Source organism: Mesorhizobium ventifaucium, from assembly GCF_935822925.1.
GTDB classification, from domain to species: domain Bacteria; phylum Pseudomonadota; class Alphaproteobacteria; order Rhizobiales; family Rhizobiaceae; genus Mesorhizobium; species Mesorhizobium ventifaucium.
Map to the genome: position 1 here is coordinate 17,831 of NZ_CAKXZS010000032.1, position 18,916 is coordinate 36,746.

The window sequence follows — 18,916 nt, forward strand, 5'->3', positions numbered from 1 at the left end:
TGGATGCAGCGGCATACGGCAACTCCATTCCACACCTGCAAAAACCCGCCCGCGCCCGGCGCGGCAGAGGGTGGGTTTTTGGCGGAGATATGAATAGATGCTGGACTATGACGTGCTTTGTATCGGTAATGCCATCGTCGACATCATCGCCCAGTGCGACGAGGCATTCCTGGAGACCAATGGCATCATCAAGGGCGCGATGAACCTGATCGACACGAGGCGCGCCGAACTGCTCTACAGCCGCATGGGCCCGGCCATCGAAGCTTCCGGCGGCAGCGCCGGCAACACGGCGGCAGGCGTCGCCAGCTTCGGCGGACGCGCCGCCTTCTTCGGCAAGGTCTCGAACGACACGCTCGGCGAAATCTACGCCCATGACATGCACGCCCAGGGCGTGGCCTTCGACACCAGGCCGCTCAATGGCGAACCGCCGACGGCGCGCTCGATGATCTTCGTCACGCCGGACGGCGAGCGCTCGATGAACACCTATCTCGGCGCTTGCGTCGAGCTCGGTCCGGAGGATGTCGAGGCGGACAAGGCGTCGGGCGCCGCCGTCACCTATTTCGAGGGCTATCTGTGGGACCCGCCGCGCGCCAAGGAAGCGTTCCGGCAGACGGCGAAGCTCGCCCACGCAGCCGGGCGCGAAGTGTCGATGACATTGTCGGATTCGTTCTGCGTTGACCGCTACCGCGAGGAGTTTCTGGAGCTGATGCGCTCGGGCACTGTCGATATCGTCTTTGCCAATAGCCACGAGATCAAGTCGCTGTACCAGACCGCCTCTTTCGACGAGGCGCTGGCCCAGATCCGCAAGGACTGCAAGATCGCGGCGGTCACCCGCTCGGAAAAGGGCTCGGTCATCGTGCGCGGCGACGAGACCGTCACCATCAATGCGACCAAAATCCGGGAACTGGTCGACACCACCGGCGCCGGCGACCTCTATGCCGCCGGTTTCCTCTACGGCTATACGCAAGGGCGCAGCCTGAGGGATTGCGGCGACCTCGGCTCGCTGGCCGCCGGGCTGGTGATCCAGCAGATCGGGCCAAGGCCGCGGCAGAATCTGCGCCACGAGGCCGAGCAGGCGGGGTTGTTGTAGCGGCTGGGCACTTCCGCGACGTGCTGGCCTCCTCCCCTTGTGCAGGCGGTCGAGGCAAGCGTGTGTAATTGAAATGTCGTATGCCCGTCCGTGAAAGATGGCTTTCCTTTGAAGTCGAGGCTCAGGACCTTGTCGCACCTGCGGGTAGCAGTTCGGGGCGATCTTGATCATCACCATGCCGACGTTTGGCGCAAGTCGTTCAGAGCTCCACCCCAAGTACCCGGACTATGTTCTTTGAAGACAACGATCGTTCAGCGTGACGTCCCTGCCCTCCTCGATCGGCCCGACGATGAAGGCTACATGCGTCGAGGCTGGAGGCGGCGGCGGCAGCCTTGCGGGCCTGGCGCCCAGCTCACCCATCTTCGCCCGCACAATCCAGCGATCGCGCTGGGCCCTCCTACGCTGAACGGCGCCACCGCTTGCGGCGCCAACATGCCATCGTCCGAAGCCTTCGAGACCCGCGACCGAATGTCCCGCTCAATGCTCTTCCCATCGTCCACCTCCATCCCGGTGGCAGAACGCAGCCGTTACATCACAGTCGATTCAACGATTACAGGACGTGCTCTAGGAGCCTAACTTCCGTTGTGCAGGCTAATCCAGGGATCGCGAAAAGCGCAATCACCATAGGTGTAAGGAGATTCTGATGTCGAACATGATGAAGGCGCTGGTCAAGGCCAAGGCCGAGCCGGGCATCTGGATGGAAGAAGTGCCGGTGCCGGAGATCGGCCCCAACGACGTGCTGATCAAGATCAAGAAGACGGCGATCTGCGGCACTGACTTGCACATCTATAATTGGGACCAGTGGGCGCAGAAGACGGTACCGGTGCCGATGGTCACAGGCCATGAATTCGTCGGCACCGTTGCCGATTTCGGAGCGGCGGTCACCGAATACAAGGTCGGCCAGCGCGTGTCGGGCGAAGGCCACATCGTCTGCGGTCATTGCCGCAACTGTCGCGCCGGGCGAGGGCATCTGTGCCGCAACACGCTCGGCGTCGGCGTCAACCGTCCGGGCGCCTTCGGCGAGTATCTGGCGATCCCGCAGCACAATGTCGTGCCGATCCCTGATGATGTGCCCGACGAAATCGCCGCGATCTTCGATCCGTTAGGCAATGCCGTCCACACCGCATTGTCCTTCGATCTCGTCGGCGAGGATGTGCTGGTGACCGGCGCCGGACCGATCGGCATCATGGGCGCGCTGGTGGCGCAGTGTGTCGGCGCGCGAAAAGTGGTCATCACCGACATCAACCCGGTGCGGCTGGCGCTGGCGAAAAAGCTCGGCGTCCAGCATGTGGTCGACGCGTCGAAGGAAAAACTGACCGACATCATGCCCGCGCTCGGCATGACCGAAGGTTTTGACGTCGGCCTCGAAATGTCGGGCGCAGCACCTGCTTTCCGCGACATGATCGACACCATGAACAATGGCGGCAAGATCGCCATTTTAGGCATTGCGCCGACCGGATTCGAGATCGACTGGAACAAGGTCATCTTCAAGATGCTGCACCTCAAGGGCATCTACGGCCGCGAGATGTTCGAGACCTGGTACAAGATGATCGCGCTGGTACAGGGTCCGCTGGATGTCTCAGGGCTTATAACGCACCGCATCGGCATTGACGATTTCCAGACGGGATTTGACGCGATGCGCAGCGGCAATTCGGGCAAGGTGGTGATGGACTGGTAGGGCGATGGCCGGCGTGACTTTGCGAAGGTGCTGACGGGACACCACCCTGGCCTGCCGGCGATCTCCGCGCGCGGGGGCATCGCTGGTGCAAGGCAGTGGCTCCTCCCCAACGTGCGCCGCTCAATCGTCGGCGCTTGTGGCAATTCGCCCAGATCGGTCAATCAATGCTCACAGACGCGACGCGATCGTCTGTTTTCCCAACGCCTACGACCGAGCTCGAGGTGTCGTGGGCGTTTCAGGCGGCAAGATGGGATATGCGATCTCCGGTCGCTTTCCGGTCAGCGAATGAAGGTAGGCAACGATCCGATCGATTTCGATTTGCGTTAGCTCTTGGCCAAGCTGGGTGGTGCCCATAATAGCGACCGCCTGTCTCAGGTCCCAGACCTTGCCCGAATGAAAGTATGGCGCGGTGATTGCTACGTTGCGCAGCGACGGCACGCGGAAAACATAGGAATCCTCTGGTACATTGGTGACGGCAAATCGTCCCTTGTCGTTCTCCGGCAGAACGTCGGCGGTAGGCTTCTCAACGAGGCCGAATGGATAATAGCCTTCCCCACCAAGATTGACACCCGAATGGCAGGACGAGCAGCCCTTTTCGATGAAAAGGGCCAGGCCCTGTTTCTCTTTGGGACCGATGGCGGTGTCATCGCCATTGAGGAAGGCGTCGAAGGGGGCCGGCGTGACCAGTGTCGCCTCGTAGTCTGCGAGTGCATTGGCTACGTTTTCGAAGGTGATGGGATCGGCTTCATCCGGGAAAGCTGAATGGAACCACTCCACATATTGCGGCATCGATTTGAACGTCTCGACTACTCGATGCGATGTGTTGGCCATTTCGACACCGGCCTGTATCGGCCCTTTGGCCTGAGCTTTCAGGTCTTCGGCGCGACCGTCCCAGAACTGCGATTTGTTGAAGACAGAGTTAAACACCGTCGGCGCGTTGCGCTGCCCGTTCTGCCAACCATGCCCAATCGAAGTTTCACGATTGTCGTCGCCCCCGGTGGCCAGGTTGTGGCACGAGTTGCAGGAGAAAACGCCTGAGGACGAGAGGCGTGGATCGAAGAACAGTGCCTTGCCGAGGGCAATCTTCTCCGGCGTGATCGGGTTGTTGGTGAGCGCCGGCGTGAATGGCAAGGGCTCGAAGGTGGCCAGTGCCGTTTCTCTGAGGTCTGGCGGAATGAACTGCGCAGCAAAAGCTGTGGCTGCCACCAGCGCAACAGCCATCGCAGTGAATAGAATTTTCATAAATGGAGTCCTTGCGATGTGCACGTAAACCATTCTCCACATGCGGCTTGCGAACGCCCTGCGCTAGATCATCGGATCGAGGGAATCGTGCCTGCCGACCAGCCAATCGAGCGGCGGAAACTGTGACTGCGGTGTATTATCGCCCAGCGGCGGATTCCAATGGTGGGCGCGCGCAATCGCTGTTTGTTCGCCTGAGGGTTTGGTCGGTTCCGTGGCCTGTCGCCATATGCTGCCGCAACGCCAACCTGTTTCATACGCGCAAGGTTTTCTGCCCCCAGCGAGTGCACGGCTCATGGTGCTTTACAAGCTTTCTGCGTCTTCCTTTTGCAGTTCAAACGGGCGAGATCGGGACTGAACGGCGGATACTGGCGCAGTTATGGACAGCCATTACCGCGCAGATAAGTGTCACGACAGCGTGATGTGCGCTATAGACCTCAATGTTGGACGAGCAACGAACAATCCTGTCGCGAGATTTGTTGCTTTCACCGAAAATCACCACTAGAAGCGACGCTCCGCAGACCAATCCACCGGAGAGTTTCATGCCAGAAGAAGACTTCAAAAATATCGACAACCTCATCCAGCTTACCGCAGATGTTGTCTCAGCCTATGTTTCCAACAATCCCGTTCCGGTGGGGGATCTATCTGCCCTGATCGGCCAAGTGCACGAAGCTTTGAAAGGCACGGCGGCCGGTCGCGTCTCGGCACAAGAGCCGACGGTGTTGACGCCGGCGGTCCCGATCAGAAAATCGGTGACGCCGGACTACATTATCTCCCTTGAGGACGGCAAGAAATTCAAATCGCTAAAGCGTCATCTGTCGACCCATTACGGGCTGACCCCTAATGAATATCGCGCCAAATGGGGTCTGCCGGCGGACTATCCCATGGTCGCGCCAAACTATGCGGCTGCGCGCTCTGCCCTGGCCAAGACAATGGGACTCGGCCGCAAACCGAAAGAGCCTGAAGTCTCGGTGCCCGAGAAGCGGTCTAGAAAGAAGGTACCAGCGTGACTTCCTCCATCCAGACCCGTTGTGGGGCTGGCGGCTCGATCAGCATGATGTGAGCGAAACATCGAAAAGGCGGGATCAAATCCCGCCTTTTCCTTGCACGTGTTATTACGCGCCGCGAAGCGGAATGGAATTGACATAGCGCAGAGACACAGGAGACCGCAGCGGTAAAAGGACCAACTTTTCAGCCCGGGACGAAACTGTTGCAGACCTCGATCCTGAAAAAATATCGCGAGGCTCTCCTGCCTTGGTACACCATCTATCCGACTGTGCCGGAGTTCTCCGCCAGCGTCGGGGCCGAAAGCTATGAGGGATGGTTAAGAGGTCTGCCGGCTGACGATCCGGTGTCGCTCTATCTCCACATTCCGTTCTGCCGATCGATTTGCTGGTATTGCGGCTTCCCGACCAGGATTGCCCGCAATCAGGGACCGATCCTCAATTATCTGGCCGTTCTGCGTGACGAGATCCGTTTGGTCTCGGAGCAAGTGCAGCAGGGGCTCGTCGTGAACGACGTGCATTTCGGCGGTGGAACCCCGACCCTCATCGGGGCAGCGGAGTTCGTGGCCATGATCGAACTCCTGCGCTGCCGCTTCGCGTTCAGGGAGCCCGCTACGATCGCCGTCGAAATTGACCCGCGCACGTTCACGGCCGAGATCGCCGAAGCATTGGGAGCAGCCAATGTGAGCCGCGCGAGTCTCGGGGTGCAGAGCTTTGATCCGATTGTTCAAAAAGCCATCAACCGGGTACAGAGCGAGGCGCAGACGGCCGCTGCGGTCGAAGAGCTGCGCCGGCACGGAGTAAGCGGCATCAACTTCGATCTCATTTTCGGTCTTCCGAATCAGACGGTAGAGTCCTGCGTCCAGACTGCGGCGGCGACTGTCGCCATGCGTCCCAACCGGCTTGCCGTGTTCGGCTACGCGCACATTCCATCGGTGATAAGGAATCAGCGCCTGATCGAGAATACTGCGCTGCCGGACAGCGTCGCCCGCGCCGAACAGGCTGCGGCCGTGGCAGAGACGCTGGTTGCGGCCGGCTACCGAGAGATCGGCCTCGACCATTTCGCCTTGCCGGACGACGAACTTACGCTGGCCCAGACCAGTGGTCGGCTACGGCGTAACTCGCTGGGTTACTCGGCCGACACCTGCAAAACCCTGATCGGTTTCGGCGCGTCGGCTATCGGGCGGGTCGGCGAGGGTTACGTCCAGAACGAGGTGAAACGTGAGTCCTACAGCCGGCATATAGCAGCTGGCCATCTGGCGACGTCAAAAGGTTACCGGCTCACAAACGAAGACGGCGCGCGAGCCGCCATCATCGAGCGGCTGATGTGCGATTTGGAGGCCGATGTGCCGGCAATCTGTGCGGCCCATGGATTTGATCCGATCCGTTTTCTCGATTCAGCTGAACGCTTGGCGATGCTGGCCGAGGACGGGATCGTGGACATCGAAAAGGGTTTCATCCGAGTGCGGCAGGAGCATCGCTTCGTGGTTCGCGCTGTTGCTGCCGCATTCGATGCTTTTCTCGACCGGGTTGGCCCGTAAGCACATCCAAGCAGCGTGGGCGAGGCCATAGGGATGACCGCTCGTTGCTAACGGCACGCTCGTAAATCACCGCAGCGCCGGTGATGGCGCTCTTGCGCCGCTTGAAGTGCTTAACGTTTTCCGAATGGACGAGCGTTGCCGCCTATGAACGCGTCACAATCATTCGACGGTGACTGATTTTGCGAGATCGCGCGGCTGCTCGACATCTGTGCCCATGAATTCCGCCGTTTGCTAGGCAAGAAGCTTGATCGGCAACGAGAACATCATCGCCGCGATGATCTCGTCGGTGGCCGGGAGCACGATCGTGTGTATCGTGTCAAGTTTCGATGCGGCTGCCCCTTTTTCATCAGTGATGAGGATCAACAGTTTGGCGTCATGGACGAAAACTAGCTTAGCCATAGCTAGTAAAGACGTGGGTACGATCCCAGAATCCTAATGCCATCGATCGTCGCCAGGGCAGCCAGCGCCGGGTGCGTCGAAACGTGTCCAGCGACATCGACGACATACTGATGGGTGTCCAGCCGCTCGCATGTCGGACGCTCATAGATATTGAGAACCACTAAATCCTCCTTCGAGAACATGTTCAGTACATAACTGAGGTTTTGCTCTGAAACGCGGAGATGAAGTGTCGTCCGGTCGAATCCTGTCGGCGCAGGGGTCTTGCGCCCAAGCACCCACCACCGGGTTACGTTATGTAGGCCTTCTTCGATTCCTGTTCGCAAGATCTGCAGATCGTACAGCTTGGCTCCAAGTGCAGGACCAAATGCCGCTATCGAGGGAGCTTTTTGCTCAGCCACGAAAGATGTCGTTCCCATGCGGCTCTCTCGCTCGACGTTCGGCATGTTCTCGTCAAGCCATGCGGCCACCTCCTGCAAGGCTACGGGGTGCCCCATTACCTTGGTGATCGTCGAGAAACTCGCATCCTTGCTCGCAATGAGGCTGTAGCTCAGGACCTTCGGATACTCGGCGATAATCCTGGGAGACTTCAAGCTCAGGATCTGATCGAGGTAAGGAGTGGTTCCGACCAGAGAGGTCGTGGCTGGGGCGCAAGCAACGTCGACGAAGCCATTTTCATATGCTTCGAACAATCCGTCGCTGAATGGAACGAGTTCAACTTGGTCACCAAAGAGGTCCAGCGTGGCTTGATGGGTCCAGGTCCCCTCGGGGCCAATGTACCCGGCCCTCTTGATCCCGGAGATGTCAATCGCTGGAAGCTGCTTGAACTGCTCGTTCATTTCCCCGGCCACACTCGATCGAGAGTGCGTCAGACCTCTCATTCCATGATTCACATGTAGAGAGGTTCATGACATGAAAATATTCCGATCGATTGAACTCGAGGCTAGGCTTGGCTAACCATCAGAATACAGAGTGCATTCAAACGAATCCCGACCAAGACGGGGCTGTCTACCCATCGGCTGGAACTCAAGATCACCGAATCGGTCCTCATTAGCGATACGACCTTCCTCGATCCAATCCTTCAAGCTCCGCGGGATAGGCATGGTATTGCCCTTGACCACTTGCTTCGGCTCCGGCTTTGCTATTTAGCTGTGTCATCATATGGACAAGCTAACTGTCAATAGGAGACAACACAACTTTCACAATTCATATTACATGTTCACATAAGATGCACATTTGCAAGTATTATTTTACAGTATCGACATCAAACCGTCGCCACTTTGCCCAAATTAACTTAGATGATCTTCAGAACCTTGCAACAATAACGGCTTCATTACCGAACGGCCGCCAACCATTTCGGCGTTGCAGGCCAATGGTTATCTCGCAGGTTGAGAAGCTCGGATTCTGGAGATCGCTGCGGCGGAGGGGAGTGTGCGCAATGGTGTCCTATGCAGCGGCTGCTTAAGTGAAGCCTCGTGAGGTGACGACGCTGCTTAGTTTGAGCTGCGCAACACAATACGTGAGTGTTCCTGATCCATCTTGCGCCAACTTCAGCCAATGGCTTCTCAGGAAACCGCACCCATCGCTCAATGGTGTCTCCTTTCTCGGTAAAGGCGCGAGCAATGGGTAGGCCACCAGATCGAGAGCGGCCGGCCACAGCACGTTCCGCCTGGTGGAGGCGGCTAGCACCGCAGGCGTTGAGCAGTGCGTCGACTGCACTGCTTCGGGACAATTATATACGCGCGATTCTCTTTCTTATAGTTTCTGCGGTCGCTACGAGCACTGCAGGAATGTTCGTAAGGGCCCTGCCGATTTCTACTTGGACAATTTTGTTTTGGCGCAGCGTGTTTGCGGCGGCTTTCCTTGCAGTTTATCTACTTGTAACTGGTCATAGAGCCGGCTTTCGGCCGACAATGCAGGGCATGGCCATCGCGATCTGTCTCGCTGTTAATATGCTCGCATTCATCCCAGCGTGTCAGTTTACCTCAACTGCCAACGCATTCATCATCTTTTCTGCTGGACCAGTCTTGACGGGCATCTTGGCGTGGTTATGGCTGAGTGAGGACCTTCGCCCAGCGACCATTGTAGCAGCGATAACCATCCTCATAGGCACCTATGTGCTCGTTTCTGGAGCAGGATCGAAATCTGAACTGTTTGGCAACGCCTTTGCGATTGTCACGACTGTCACGATGTCGATCACTACCGTGCTGATCCGTCGCCACCGAGAAGAGTCGGTTCTATCCTTCATCTGTTTGGCCAATGCTTTGGTTGCCCTGGTCAGCTTTTGGTTTTGCGAACCTTTTTTTCCGAATCTCCGAGATCTGGGACTTCTCGCTTTGTTCGGTTTCGTGCAACTCGCGTTTCCTGCTGTTTTCTTCCTGGCCGGCACTCGTCAACTTCCGGCGTGCCAGGTCTCTCTGATTCTGGCACTGGAAGCGCCACTCGCGCCATTATGGACCTGGCTCGCATTCAGTGAAATGCCGACTCGTTCAGACCTCATCGGAGGAAGTATCATTACTGTCGCGGTGGTCGGCTATCTCGTAGTGATGACGAGGTCCATCAGATCCGAACGCGAAGGCGGCGCGAGCTAGCACTGAGCGGTGTGTGAAGGGACCGGGACCCACAAGAAGGTCGCAGCTTGATGTCATCTATCCACATTCGTTCTGATGCGTACAGCTACCGGCGGCATCTGCCGCGAAGAATCTGCTGCAGAAAATAAGAAGCCGGGGACCACCCCTCTTCACTCGCAAGCATCTTGTTTCAGTAGAAATTAGCATCTTCCCGCATCTGCGCCCGGTCTGCGATGGAAGCCATGTTCTTGCCCGCTCTTATGGGGCGGTCAGTGGCAGGTCTGCCCGGCTCTTGCCGGGCAGAAGCAGAAAAGTTCAGCCAGCTTTGCTGAGACTGCCGGCGGAGGACTTGCCAGTACGGCGGTCCTGTTCGATCTCGTAGTTGATCTTCTGGCCCTCATTAAGGGTCGAAAGGCCCGCTCGTTCGACAGCGGAAATGTGGACGAAAACATCCTGACCGCCATTGTCGGGCTGGATGAATCCAAATCCCTTGGTGCTGTTGAACCACTTTACCGTTCCGGTCGCCATAGACGTATTCCTTTGTATCCATTTCAATGTGGGCAGGCCATAAGCCAGTCCGATTCATATCCGAGATTTCAAAAGCAGCAAAAGCGAAAATTGCAAAAGCCAAGCCAATCGCAACAGCGGCTCGCAAGGCTATCATGACAGCCTGGAAGTATGTCCCGCGCTGGCGCTCGGAATGGCCCAAAAGACAGCGATGCCTGCAACGCTCCGGAAAGTTGCAGATCCGCGTCTATCGCTGGTTGGAGTCCTACCACGGGATCTGTTATCTACCGATGTGAGCGAGGGTACGCTGACGACCCAGCAACTACGGGCGCGCGCTAACGCCACCATATTCGTCGCTCGGGTAGTTTACCTAGCCACCTTTTTAAGCGGCAAGCGCTCCCCATTTCGGCGGTGTAAGATGTCCGACAATGTCGGATACGCAACACAGCAGGGTCCGATCAATCACATTGCCCAAACGGTTTTCTCATTTGGCACCGTTCGTGCGCGGTCATCGCAAACGCGTCGTGAAGCCAGGAGAGTCGTCCTATGATCCCCCACCAAAAAATGCCGCCCCACCTTTCCCCGACGCACTCTGAGATAACGCTCGAGTCGGGCTTGGCAGCATGCTGAGGGCTCATCTGGCCCGGCGCTGCCCACCGATCCACTTTCTCCCAGTGAGGGCGACGAGGAAGCAGCAGGCTCAAAATGAGGGACAACTCACTTCGGCTCGAACCTTGCCCATCGCCGGATCACCACAACCGAAGCCATCGACAAATCTTTGGTCTGGCTGGCTGCGCGGGACACTTTTTGCGACCGCGCTGGCGATTGTGACCACCGCTCCGGTTCTGGCGGCTACCGATGACATCAAGGCAACGAATTTCCTGCTCGACAACGGCATGGAGGTGGTCGTCATCCCCGATCACCGCGCGCCCATCGTCACTCATATGGTGTGGTACAAGATCGGCAGCGCCGACGAGCCGCCGGGGAAATCCGGTATCGCGCATTTTTCCGAGCATCTGATGTTCAAAGCGACGGCCAAGCACGCCGCCGGCGAGTTGACCCGCGCGGTGGCCGAGATCGGCGGCTCGCACAACGCCTTCACCTCTTACGACTATACCGCCTTCTACGAAAGAGTGGCGCCCTCGGCATTGGAGCAGATGATGAGCTTCGAGGCTGACCGCATGCGCAATCTCACCCTCACGGATGATGTCGTCAACACCGAGCGGGACGTGATCCTCGAGGAGCGTCGATTGAGGATCGACAACGATCCAGAGGCGGTTCTCAATGAGGAGGTCGTCACCACGCTCTGGCAGAGCCAGCCCTACCGCATCCCGGTGATCGGCTGGATGCACGAGATCGAGAAGCTGAACCGCACCGACGCCGTGGCTTTTTATGACAATTACTACCGGCCGAACAACGCCGTGCTGGTGGTGGCAGGCGACGTCGAGCCCGAGACGGTGAAGTCGCTGGCCGAGAAGACCTATGGTAAGGTCCCGCGTGGACCGGATCTGCCGCCACGCGACCGCCCGTCTGAGCCGGTGCAGAACACCAGGCGCACATTGACGCTGAGCGATGCCCGCGTTGCGGTCCCCTTCTTCTCCAGACATTGGGTGGTGCCGTCCTATCGCACCGCTGAGCCCGGCGAAGCCGAGGCGCTGGACCTGCTGGCCCAGATTCTCGGCGGGGGCAACCGCAGCCGGCTGTACCAGGCGCTTGTCGTCCAGCAAGGAATAGCCGCAGCGGCCGGCGCCTATTTCGAGGGCACCATGCTGGATGCCAGCCACTTCAGCATCCACGGCTCACCGCGCGGCTACGCCAAACTTGCCGACATCGAGGCCGCAGTCGACGCCGAGATCGCGCGCATCGCCAGGAACGGCGTCACCACCGACGAGCTGGAGAAGACGAAAGAACGCTATGTCCGCTCGGTAATCTTCGACCATGACGAGCAGAACTCCGTCGCCAACATGTATGGCTCCACGCTTGCCAGCGGCGGCAATGTGAAAGACGTCGAGGAATGGCCGGACCGCATTCGCAAGGTCACCGCCGATCAAGTTAAGGCCGTTGCCGCCCGTTATCTCGTGTCCAACCATTCGACCACTGGATATCTCTTGCCCAAGGAGAATTGATGCAATGCCGAACCAACTCCGCAGCGCCGTTGCACAAGCATTGTCCTCTCCTGTCGGAGGAGGGAGGGCCGCGCGCCTTGCCTCCTGGCTGGCTGTCCTTTCCGTTGCTGTTTTCTTCCTCATCCTGCCGCCGCTCACCGCCCGTGCTGCGGTGAACATCCAGGAGGTGAAGTCTGAAAAGGGGATCACCGCCTGGCTGGTGGAAGACCATACGCTGCCGATCGTCACGCTCCACTTGGTCTTCGACGGCGGCACCACCCAGGACCCGGTCGGTAAGGAGGGGCTTGCAAATTTGATGATCGGCTTGTTCGACGAGGGTGCCGGCGATTACGACAGCGACACCTTTCAGGTGCAGCTCGATGACGCCGGGGCTGAGATGAGCTTCGACGCGCGGCGTGACGGCATCCATGGCTCGATGCGCATGCTTTCCGAGCGCCAGGAAGCCGCATTCGGTCTCATCAGGCTCGCGGTGAACAGGCCCCGCTTCGATCCGGCGCCGGTCGAGCGCATCCGCGCCCAGCTTCTCTCCGAAATCACGACCAACGAGCGCGAACCTCACGCAATCGCCGAGCTTGCATGGCGGCGCAGACTCTACGGCACCCATCCGTATTCGAGGCCGCCCGAGGGCACCAGGGAAAGCCTGGCCCGCATAACGCCCGCCGATCTAAGCGCCTTCCACAAGGCCGCGTTCGCCCGCGAGGGGCTTCACGTGGCGGTCGTCGGCGACATAGATGCCAAAGCCCTGAGTGCAAGGCTCGACCAGTTGTTCGGCGACTTGCCTCAGAAGCAGGCGCTCGCCCCGGTACCTGATGTCACCCCGAACCTCGGCCAGTGGACGCTGGTCGCATATGCCCTGCCCCAGACTTCGCTCCAGCTGGCTTTTCCCGGCATCGGACGCAGCGACCCGGAATTCTATGCCGCGCAGCTGATAAACGATATACTCGGAGGCTCGTCTTTTACCTCACGTCTGTTCCAGGAAGTACGCGAAAAGCGCGGCCTAGCCTACGGTGTGTCCTCTAGCTTGGAAGGCTACCAGCATTCCAACACGCTTGTCGTGACCACCTCGACGCGCGCCGACAGGGCGGCCGAGACGCTCGACCTGATAAGACAAGTAATCAAGGCCTTGGTGGACACAGGCCCAACAGCGGCCGAACTCGAAGCGAGCAAGAAGTATCTGATCGGCGCCTATGCTATCGACAATCTGGGTTCTTCCAGCTCGATTTCAGCCACGCTTGTCGGGCTGCAGCTCGACAAGCGCGGCATAGACTACATCCAACGGCGCCCGGCCTTCATCAAGCAGGTGACGCTCGACCAAGTCAGAGCGGCGGCGAAGAAACTGCTGTCGGCCGAGCCCGCCATTATGGGCGTTGGCCAGCGGCTTGGCGGCGTACCGTGACGACGAACAGTCTCGCGCTCTACAATAGTTGCTGACCGTCTCCGCCGCCATAGAGGTGCACAGAAGTACAATTGTCTATTTGATGCTTGTCCTTGCTACATCTCACATCCCCGGCCGGTGTCAAAAGGCTTCCCTACGACGATGCTGGGAGCCCAGCGGTCGGCAATCGGAATGCACAGCTCCCGCGGCCAGAAGACGGCTGCTCCAGAATCCGGCTTCCGATGGAGTAACCGATTCGATGTTCGACGGGCTCGCGCCGATATCGCGCAACCCCGTTGTCGCATCTCCTCCAAGGACTCAGCGCCGTTCACCACCCCGAATGCTCCCACCCGAGTGAAGTACAATCGACGCATATCGGAACAACCCACCACCGATAATGAAGTTGTTGGGGCTATGAAGCTTGAAGAGAAAGAGTTCGCCCGGTTGCCTCGGGCGGACCTGCGACCGCCCCCCGGGCTGCCAGAAGTTCACTTCGTCTACGTCCTGGCAGACAGAAATTCGAACCAATCCAGATCGGGAACGTCGACATAGGTCTTGACCGCGTTGGTGCTCATTGAAACGCCTCGGCGCGGTCGCGCACGATCGCCTTCACTCGCTCCGCCGCTGTTTGAGCAGCATCAGCCCGTTCGAGAAACGACGGCAGAGCCAGCGTAGGCACTGCCTTGCGCAGGGCAGCGGCGATCGAACCTGTCGCTTCTTCCGCGCGAGCGACCGGCAGCTCGATCGTGCGCGCCAGGGTTAGGAAGTCCTGCCGCGTAAGCCGGTCGTCCTTACCGTTGAGCTTCAGGGCCATACGATCTCCACCAAGCCCCGGAAAGACACGGGTCGTAACAGCGTCGTAGAGGGGCGCGAACCGCACGGTGTCGAACCGCTTCGAGCCGGACTCTGCAATCTTGAGGAGCGCCAGATTTTTGAGATGCATGTCTCCGTCGGCGATTAGCCACGCAAAAAACGCCCGGCGGAACAAAGTCTCGATGTCGGCGGCAGGATCGGTCGAAAGCGGCCGCAAACCCCGCGCCATACGCTCGATCGTGCCGTCGTATTTGGCGGAGGCCGGCAGATCGAGAACCGAACAAAAATCCTCGAGCGCCAGGAAGCGTCGATCAGTAGGTCCGCGTCGCACGTCGAACCGTTCGACGACCAATGCAGGCGACATCCCATCCGGCATGTCGATAAGCGCGGCGGCCGGAACCTGGAAGCCCGCTGCGCGACCAAGTTCAAGACAGAGCCATTCGACGACCGGCAGCATTTCGAAGCCCGCGGTTCCGGCCGGCTTAAGCACGTGAGTAAACGGCAGGTCGATCGCGGGCAGCAGCTCGCCGTCCGATCCCAAATTCATCGGCGCCTTGATCTGAACACCCGACAGTCTGGGCGTTTCCGCGCGCGCAAACAGCTGAGCCAAGTTGTGCTCGAATGTTTCCTGGATCTCGCCTCGCGACGGGCCGAGGTATCGACCAGTGAAGCGCCCATCGTCGATGAACGCGACAAGCTCGGTGTCGAGTTTGTCCCGCGGCAGGGCATTGAGCTCAGCTTGGCTCTCGACGACCGCGATATTTGACATGTAGCGTTTGCCACGTCGCAGTGCTTCGCGTTCATCCCGCTGATGCAGCACTTGTGCGAGCCATCCTTCTGGGAGGAGCGACTCGATGAAAGCCGGCAGCTTGCCTGTTGCACCCTGTCGAACGAGTGGCGGGCCGCTGCGCCTCACAGGCTTCCAGCGCCATTCGAACCCATCATGGATTATCCGACCGAGGGGGTCCCCATGCCATGCCACAAGGAGATCCAGCGCCGCCTTGTTAACGGGGCCCTTGGCCGCCGACCGGCGCGCAATCAGATAACGCTCAGCGCCCTCCCCTTCGCGGTACCATCCGTTCTCGCGAGCCAACGCCCAGACCGCGTCAGAGGCCATGTGTGGCGAGCCGTACTCCTCTATGAGTCTTGCCGCCATCTCGGCGCGCATCGGTTCGGTGATGGCGCTCGCATGCTCGCTTCGCAACCGAAACGCTTCCAGGAAGCGTTGGCGCGGCGAGGAAACGTCAATTCGCAACTCGCCGAGATCGTCCCCTACCACCGCAGACGCAGTCGAAGGATGGGGGGGCGCCTCGTTCTGAATTATTTCGAGCGTCCGTAACCGAGTTCGTTGGTTGCGCCGACCGCTAACGAACAGGCGGCCATCAGGTGTTGGAGCGAGAAGTTGGGCAGAGGCCGACGACAGATAAGCAGTAGGATAGAGATAGCGTGCAATGCGCACGGCATGGTCCAGCACGGCTTGCTCGATGTCTTCGCCCGAATGGGCATAAACTCCGCGGACGAGCGGGACAAGCTCCCCTGCCGCCGCTAATGCATGCGCGCGTCGCTTGTCTATCGTCTCTCTGACCAGCAGTATGGACACGGACTTTCTCGCATTTCAGATGCGTGACAGTCCGTCAGAGAGTACCAATAGTCAAGGACTTTCTCGCATCTGAAATGCGCGAAGGTCATGCCTGTCTACTGGCATCGCCAGCCTACTCGTCTCCCTTCTCGACCTGCTGGTTTGCCGAATTCACTGCTAATTCCGATCGAGCAATGGGACCCGCCGAATGAGTGTGCGCGCCGAGCGGGAAGCGATGAGTCCGGCCTGGGTTATGCCCCCCCGCGCACCGGCCTGGCGGATTGCCCAAACGGCCGCGTCGACGCCGGACAATGAACGCAAACTGCAGATCATCGAACAGAGCTGTGCCCCAGGGGAGACGGTTTCCTCCGCGGCACGGCGGTTTGGGGTAGCGCCAAATCTTGTATCGCAGGCGTCGGCTCTTGAGCGAGGGAGGCACAGCGTAAATTCGCAACCGCAAAGTAGCCGTAGCTGATCTAGAACGCCGAGGCTTCCGGGAATCATTTTTGCTCACTATCATTCAAGCGCATGCGGGAGGCGCACGATGGCATTGAATTTTGACAACCTTTCTCGACCAAAGGGCACTAGCGCGCCGACCGATCCGTTCGAGATTTTTGCAAAGACTCCGAACCTCAAAAATGTCCCCAACGATCTTTGGAAGGGACAGGCGGAGGCTCTGAGATCTTGGCATGGCAATCGAACCATTGATGACAACGTCATTCTGCTCAACACGGGAGCGGGAAAATCCATCGTCGGAGTGTTGATCGCGCAAAGCCTCGTAAATGAGAATATTGGACCGATTGTCTTTGTATGCAGCACAATTGACCTTGTCGAACAGACATCAAGGGAATGTGAGCGCCTAGGACTTCAATATACAAAGCGTATAGCCGGTGACTTTTCCAATGACTTGTTTCAGACTGGACGAGCTTTTTGTATTACGACGTATCAGGCTCTGTTTACAACTCAGACAGCGTTCAGCAAGGATAAAGCACCCGCTGGAGTAATATTTGACGACGCGCATGTCGCCGAGCGCATGATCCGCGATGCGTTTACGCTTTCAATCGATAAAGAGCGTTTTCCTCAGTTATTTAATGACCTGGTTGAAATTGTCCGGCCGGAGTTCGACAAACTGGGAAAAGCTCAGCACTTGAATGTCATTCTAGAGCAACTGGGCGCTCAAACTGTAACCATGTGCCCTCCCGTGACGGCGTTTCGATGCCAAGGGCAAATCATCGAGGCCATTAAGCGTGTGAAAGATTGGCGGCAGACCGAGTTGTTTTTCCCGTCGCTGCGGCTTTGGGAGAATATTGGCCGTTGCGCTGTTTTCGTATCCGGATCGGCAATTGAGATTTCTCCGCCATTTATTCCAACCGGAGTATACCCATTCCTGGGTAAGGGTGTTCGAAGGGTCTACCTTTCGGCGACCATGGAGTTCGAGACAGATTTTGTTCGAGGGTTCGGCAGGCGTGTACCGAAGCCAATTGTGCCAGACAATGACGCGGGCAATGGTGAGCGACTGATTCTCTTAGCCAGTCGTTTCGGTGATAAGGTCGAAAAGACTGCGCTGGCTCAGGAGATTTTGAAGAACCACAAATTGTTGGTTTCTGTACCGTCGTATCCCAAGGCGCGGCCTTGGAAAGAGATCGGAACTCCACCTAAGCGGGCAGACTTTTCGGAAGAACTCCAAAGGTTTCGCGCTGCAACGGCGGGAGCATTTATCCTCGTATCGAGGATAGACGGCATTGACCTTCCGCAGGATACTTGCCGGGTAATGGTGATTGACGGGGCCCCATCAGGCGCGAGCCTAATGGATCACTACCTTTTTCAGAACCTGTCACTCATCAATCTATTTTCTACGAAAATGGCGGGCCGGATCACCCAATTGCTTGGCCGCATAAATCGTGGGCGCAGTGATTACAGCGCGTTCGTCGTCCATGGTGGCGATATCAATGTATGGCTGAAAACGGAGCGAAACCTAGCGTTGCTACCGCCTTTGGTCCGGAAGCAAGTAATCCTGAGCCAGACGGTGCAGGAGGGTATAAGGCGGATGCGGCAGGTATAGCTGGTTTAATTAGTCAGGTGATCGGCCGCGATGCGGGTTGGTTGAAATTCTATCGCGAAACCGTAGACGGGTTGGAGATTTCAACTGAGGCAATAGAAAAGGTGAAGGAGCGAGAGGCACAACTCGCGAAATCCGCTGTCGCAGAATGCGCATTCATGACAAGACTTTGGCAGGGCGACATAGAAGGTGCGCGCAAGACTTTGCTGGACGTATTAGACGACACTGCGCTTGCAGATGCAAAGTTGGCAGGGTGGTACTCGGTCTGGCTTGGTGCCACCTACGAGGCGGAGGGTGATAGTGACACATCAATCGCGCACTATAAAAAGGCGAGGTCACGTCTTTCGCCTTGGCTAAATGTCCCATTCAAAAGCGAGTTCGACGTAAAGTCGGAGGCAGATGGGAAGAAAACCATCTTACAGAAAACACTTCTGGCGGAAAATCTCCACGGGCCTCAAGCCCTAGGGGACCTAATCGCGAAACTGCGGATACAAGCAAAGACCTTATCGTCGGCTGAAGCTTCATCGAACTCGAAGGAGGAGTCTGTCAGACGTTTCGGGGAGCTATTGGGCTTTGCGGCGTCTCGGCCCGACAACGAATATGGGTTTGGGCCGGACGCCATCTGGATTGATGAACAGACAGCGTATGGTGTAGCCTTCGAGCTGAAAACTGAAAAGAATGATCCGGCAGAATATAACAAACACGAGGTATCGTGTGGGACGGCTTGCTGATTGTCGGTCCTCCGGGAACCTGCAAGTTGGAAGCCAGCCCATCGGAAAATCTGTTAATCGTTGAGACAAATGTATTAGCTGAGCGCATGAGGGCATTGGCCGCCAAGATCGATGACACGCGCGGGCGAACAGCGATTGATCGTTGGGGGCTGCTCAATGAACTTGGCGGCCTAGCAGAATGGCAAGTCGGCTGTGAAGAACGTCGATT

The 18,916-nt window shown here is 58.1% G+C and carries 14 protein-coding genes and 2 pseudogenes; 11 read left to right on the top strand and 5 right to left on the bottom strand.

Annotated features, from left to right (window positions below):
* The first annotated feature begins 97 nt into the window (after positions 1 to 97).
* On the top strand, positions 98 to 1,090 hold the full coding sequence (locus NMG70_RS25270) for an adenosine kinase (protein ID WP_254027045.1): 993 nt from the start codon (positions 98 to 100) through the stop codon (positions 1,088 to 1,090).
* Positions 1,091 to 1,733: 643 nt separating this feature from the next.
* On the top strand, positions 1,734 to 2,768 hold the full coding sequence (gene tdh / locus NMG70_RS25275) for an L-threonine 3-dehydrogenase (RefSeq protein WP_254027046.1): 1,035 nt from the start codon (positions 1,734 to 1,736) through the stop codon (positions 2,766 to 2,768).
* A gap of 204 nt (positions 2,769 to 2,972) precedes the next feature.
* Here the strand turns inward: tdh and NMG70_RS25280 are convergent, their stop codons facing one another.
* Complete coding sequence (locus tag NMG70_RS25280) at positions 2,973 to 4,010, bottom strand: cytochrome-c peroxidase (RefSeq protein ID WP_254027057.1); 1,038 nt, start codon at positions 4,008 to 4,010, stop codon at positions 2,973 to 2,975.
* 539 nt (positions 4,011 to 4,549) lie between these two features.
* On the opposite strand from NMG70_RS25280, the gene NMG70_RS25285 reads away from it, so the two are divergent.
* A complete protein-coding gene (locus NMG70_RS25285) occupies positions 4,550 to 5,017 on the top strand; it encodes a Ros/MucR family transcriptional regulator (RefSeq protein ID WP_254027047.1) in 468 nt (155 codons plus the stop codon).
* A gap of 200 nt (positions 5,018 to 5,217) precedes the next feature.
* Entirely contained in the window at positions 5,218 to 6,552 is a 1,335-nt protein-coding gene (hemN, locus tag NMG70_RS25290) for an oxygen-independent coproporphyrinogen III oxidase (protein ID WP_254027048.1), read from the top strand.
* Positions 6,553 to 6,711: 159 nt separating this feature from the next.
* Here the strand turns inward: hemN and NMG70_RS25295 are convergent.
* Positions 6,712 to 6,915 (bottom strand): annotated as a pseudogene (locus NMG70_RS25295) (hypothetical protein); the annotation flags it as partial.
* Between the two features lie 38 nt (positions 6,916 to 6,953).
* Positions 6,954 to 7,787 (bottom strand): prephenate dehydratase, encoded by an 834-nt coding sequence (locus tag NMG70_RS25300; protein ID WP_254027049.1) that lies wholly within the window; start codon positions 7,785 to 7,787, stop codon positions 6,954 to 6,956.
* Positions 7,788 to 8,570: 783 nt separating this feature from the next.
* Between NMG70_RS25300 and NMG70_RS25305 the strand changes: the two genes are divergently transcribed.
* Positions 8,571 to 9,539: a DMT family transporter gene (locus NMG70_RS25305; protein WP_301555185.1), complete on the top strand. Its 969-nt coding sequence runs from the start codon at positions 8,571 to 8,573 to the stop codon at positions 9,537 to 9,539.
* A 294-nt stretch (positions 9,540 to 9,833) separates the two neighbouring features.
* Here NMG70_RS25305 and NMG70_RS25310 read toward each other — a convergent pair whose 3' ends face one another.
* A complete protein-coding gene (locus NMG70_RS25310) occupies positions 9,834 to 10,046 on the bottom strand; it encodes a cold-shock protein (RefSeq protein ID WP_095777381.1) in 213 nt (70 codons plus the stop codon).
* A 797-nt stretch (positions 10,047 to 10,843) separates the two neighbouring features.
* Here NMG70_RS25310 and NMG70_RS25315 point away from each other — a divergent pair.
* Together NMG70_RS25315 and NMG70_RS25320 are read left to right on the top strand one after the other, a co-directional pair.
* Positions 10,844 to 12,151, top strand: coding sequence for a M16 family metallopeptidase (locus NMG70_RS25315; RefSeq protein WP_436798458.1), 1,308 nt, complete (start codon positions 10,844 to 10,846; stop codon positions 12,149 to 12,151).
* A gap of 4 nt (positions 12,152 to 12,155) precedes the next feature.
* On the top strand, positions 12,156 to 13,547 hold the full coding sequence (locus tag NMG70_RS25320; RefSeq protein WP_254027052.1) for a M16 family metallopeptidase: 1,392 nt from the start codon (positions 12,156 to 12,158) through the stop codon (positions 13,545 to 13,547).
* A gap of 550 nt (positions 13,548 to 14,097) precedes the next feature.
* Here the strand turns inward: NMG70_RS25320 and NMG70_RS25325 are convergent.
* Complete coding sequence (locus NMG70_RS25325; protein ID WP_254027053.1) at positions 14,098 to 15,939, bottom strand: HipA domain-containing protein; 1,842 nt, start codon at positions 15,937 to 15,939, stop codon at positions 14,098 to 14,100.
* A 292-nt stretch (positions 15,940 to 16,231) separates the two neighbouring features.
* Here NMG70_RS25325 and NMG70_RS33350 point away from each other — a divergent pair.
* From NMG70_RS33350 to NMG70_RS25340, 4 genes and pseudogenes are all read left to right on the top strand, one after another.
* Positions 16,232 to 16,361, top strand: a pseudogene (locus tag NMG70_RS33350) (transposase); the annotation flags it as partial.
* A gap of 101 nt (positions 16,362 to 16,462) precedes the next feature.
* Entirely contained in the window at positions 16,463 to 17,980 is a 1,518-nt protein-coding gene (locus NMG70_RS25330) for a DEAD/DEAH box helicase family protein (protein WP_254027054.1), read from the top strand.
* A 41-nt stretch (positions 17,981 to 18,021) separates the two neighbouring features.
* Positions 18,022 to 18,708 carry a hypothetical protein gene (locus NMG70_RS25335; RefSeq protein WP_254027055.1) on the top strand — a complete coding sequence of 229 codons (687 nt, stop codon included), beginning with the start codon at positions 18,022 to 18,024 and terminating at the stop codon, positions 18,706 to 18,708.
* Between the two features lie 26 nt (positions 18,709 to 18,734).
* Positions 18,735 to 18,916: hypothetical protein (locus NMG70_RS25340; protein ID WP_254027056.1), on the top strand; the 182-nt coding region annotated here is incomplete at its 3' end.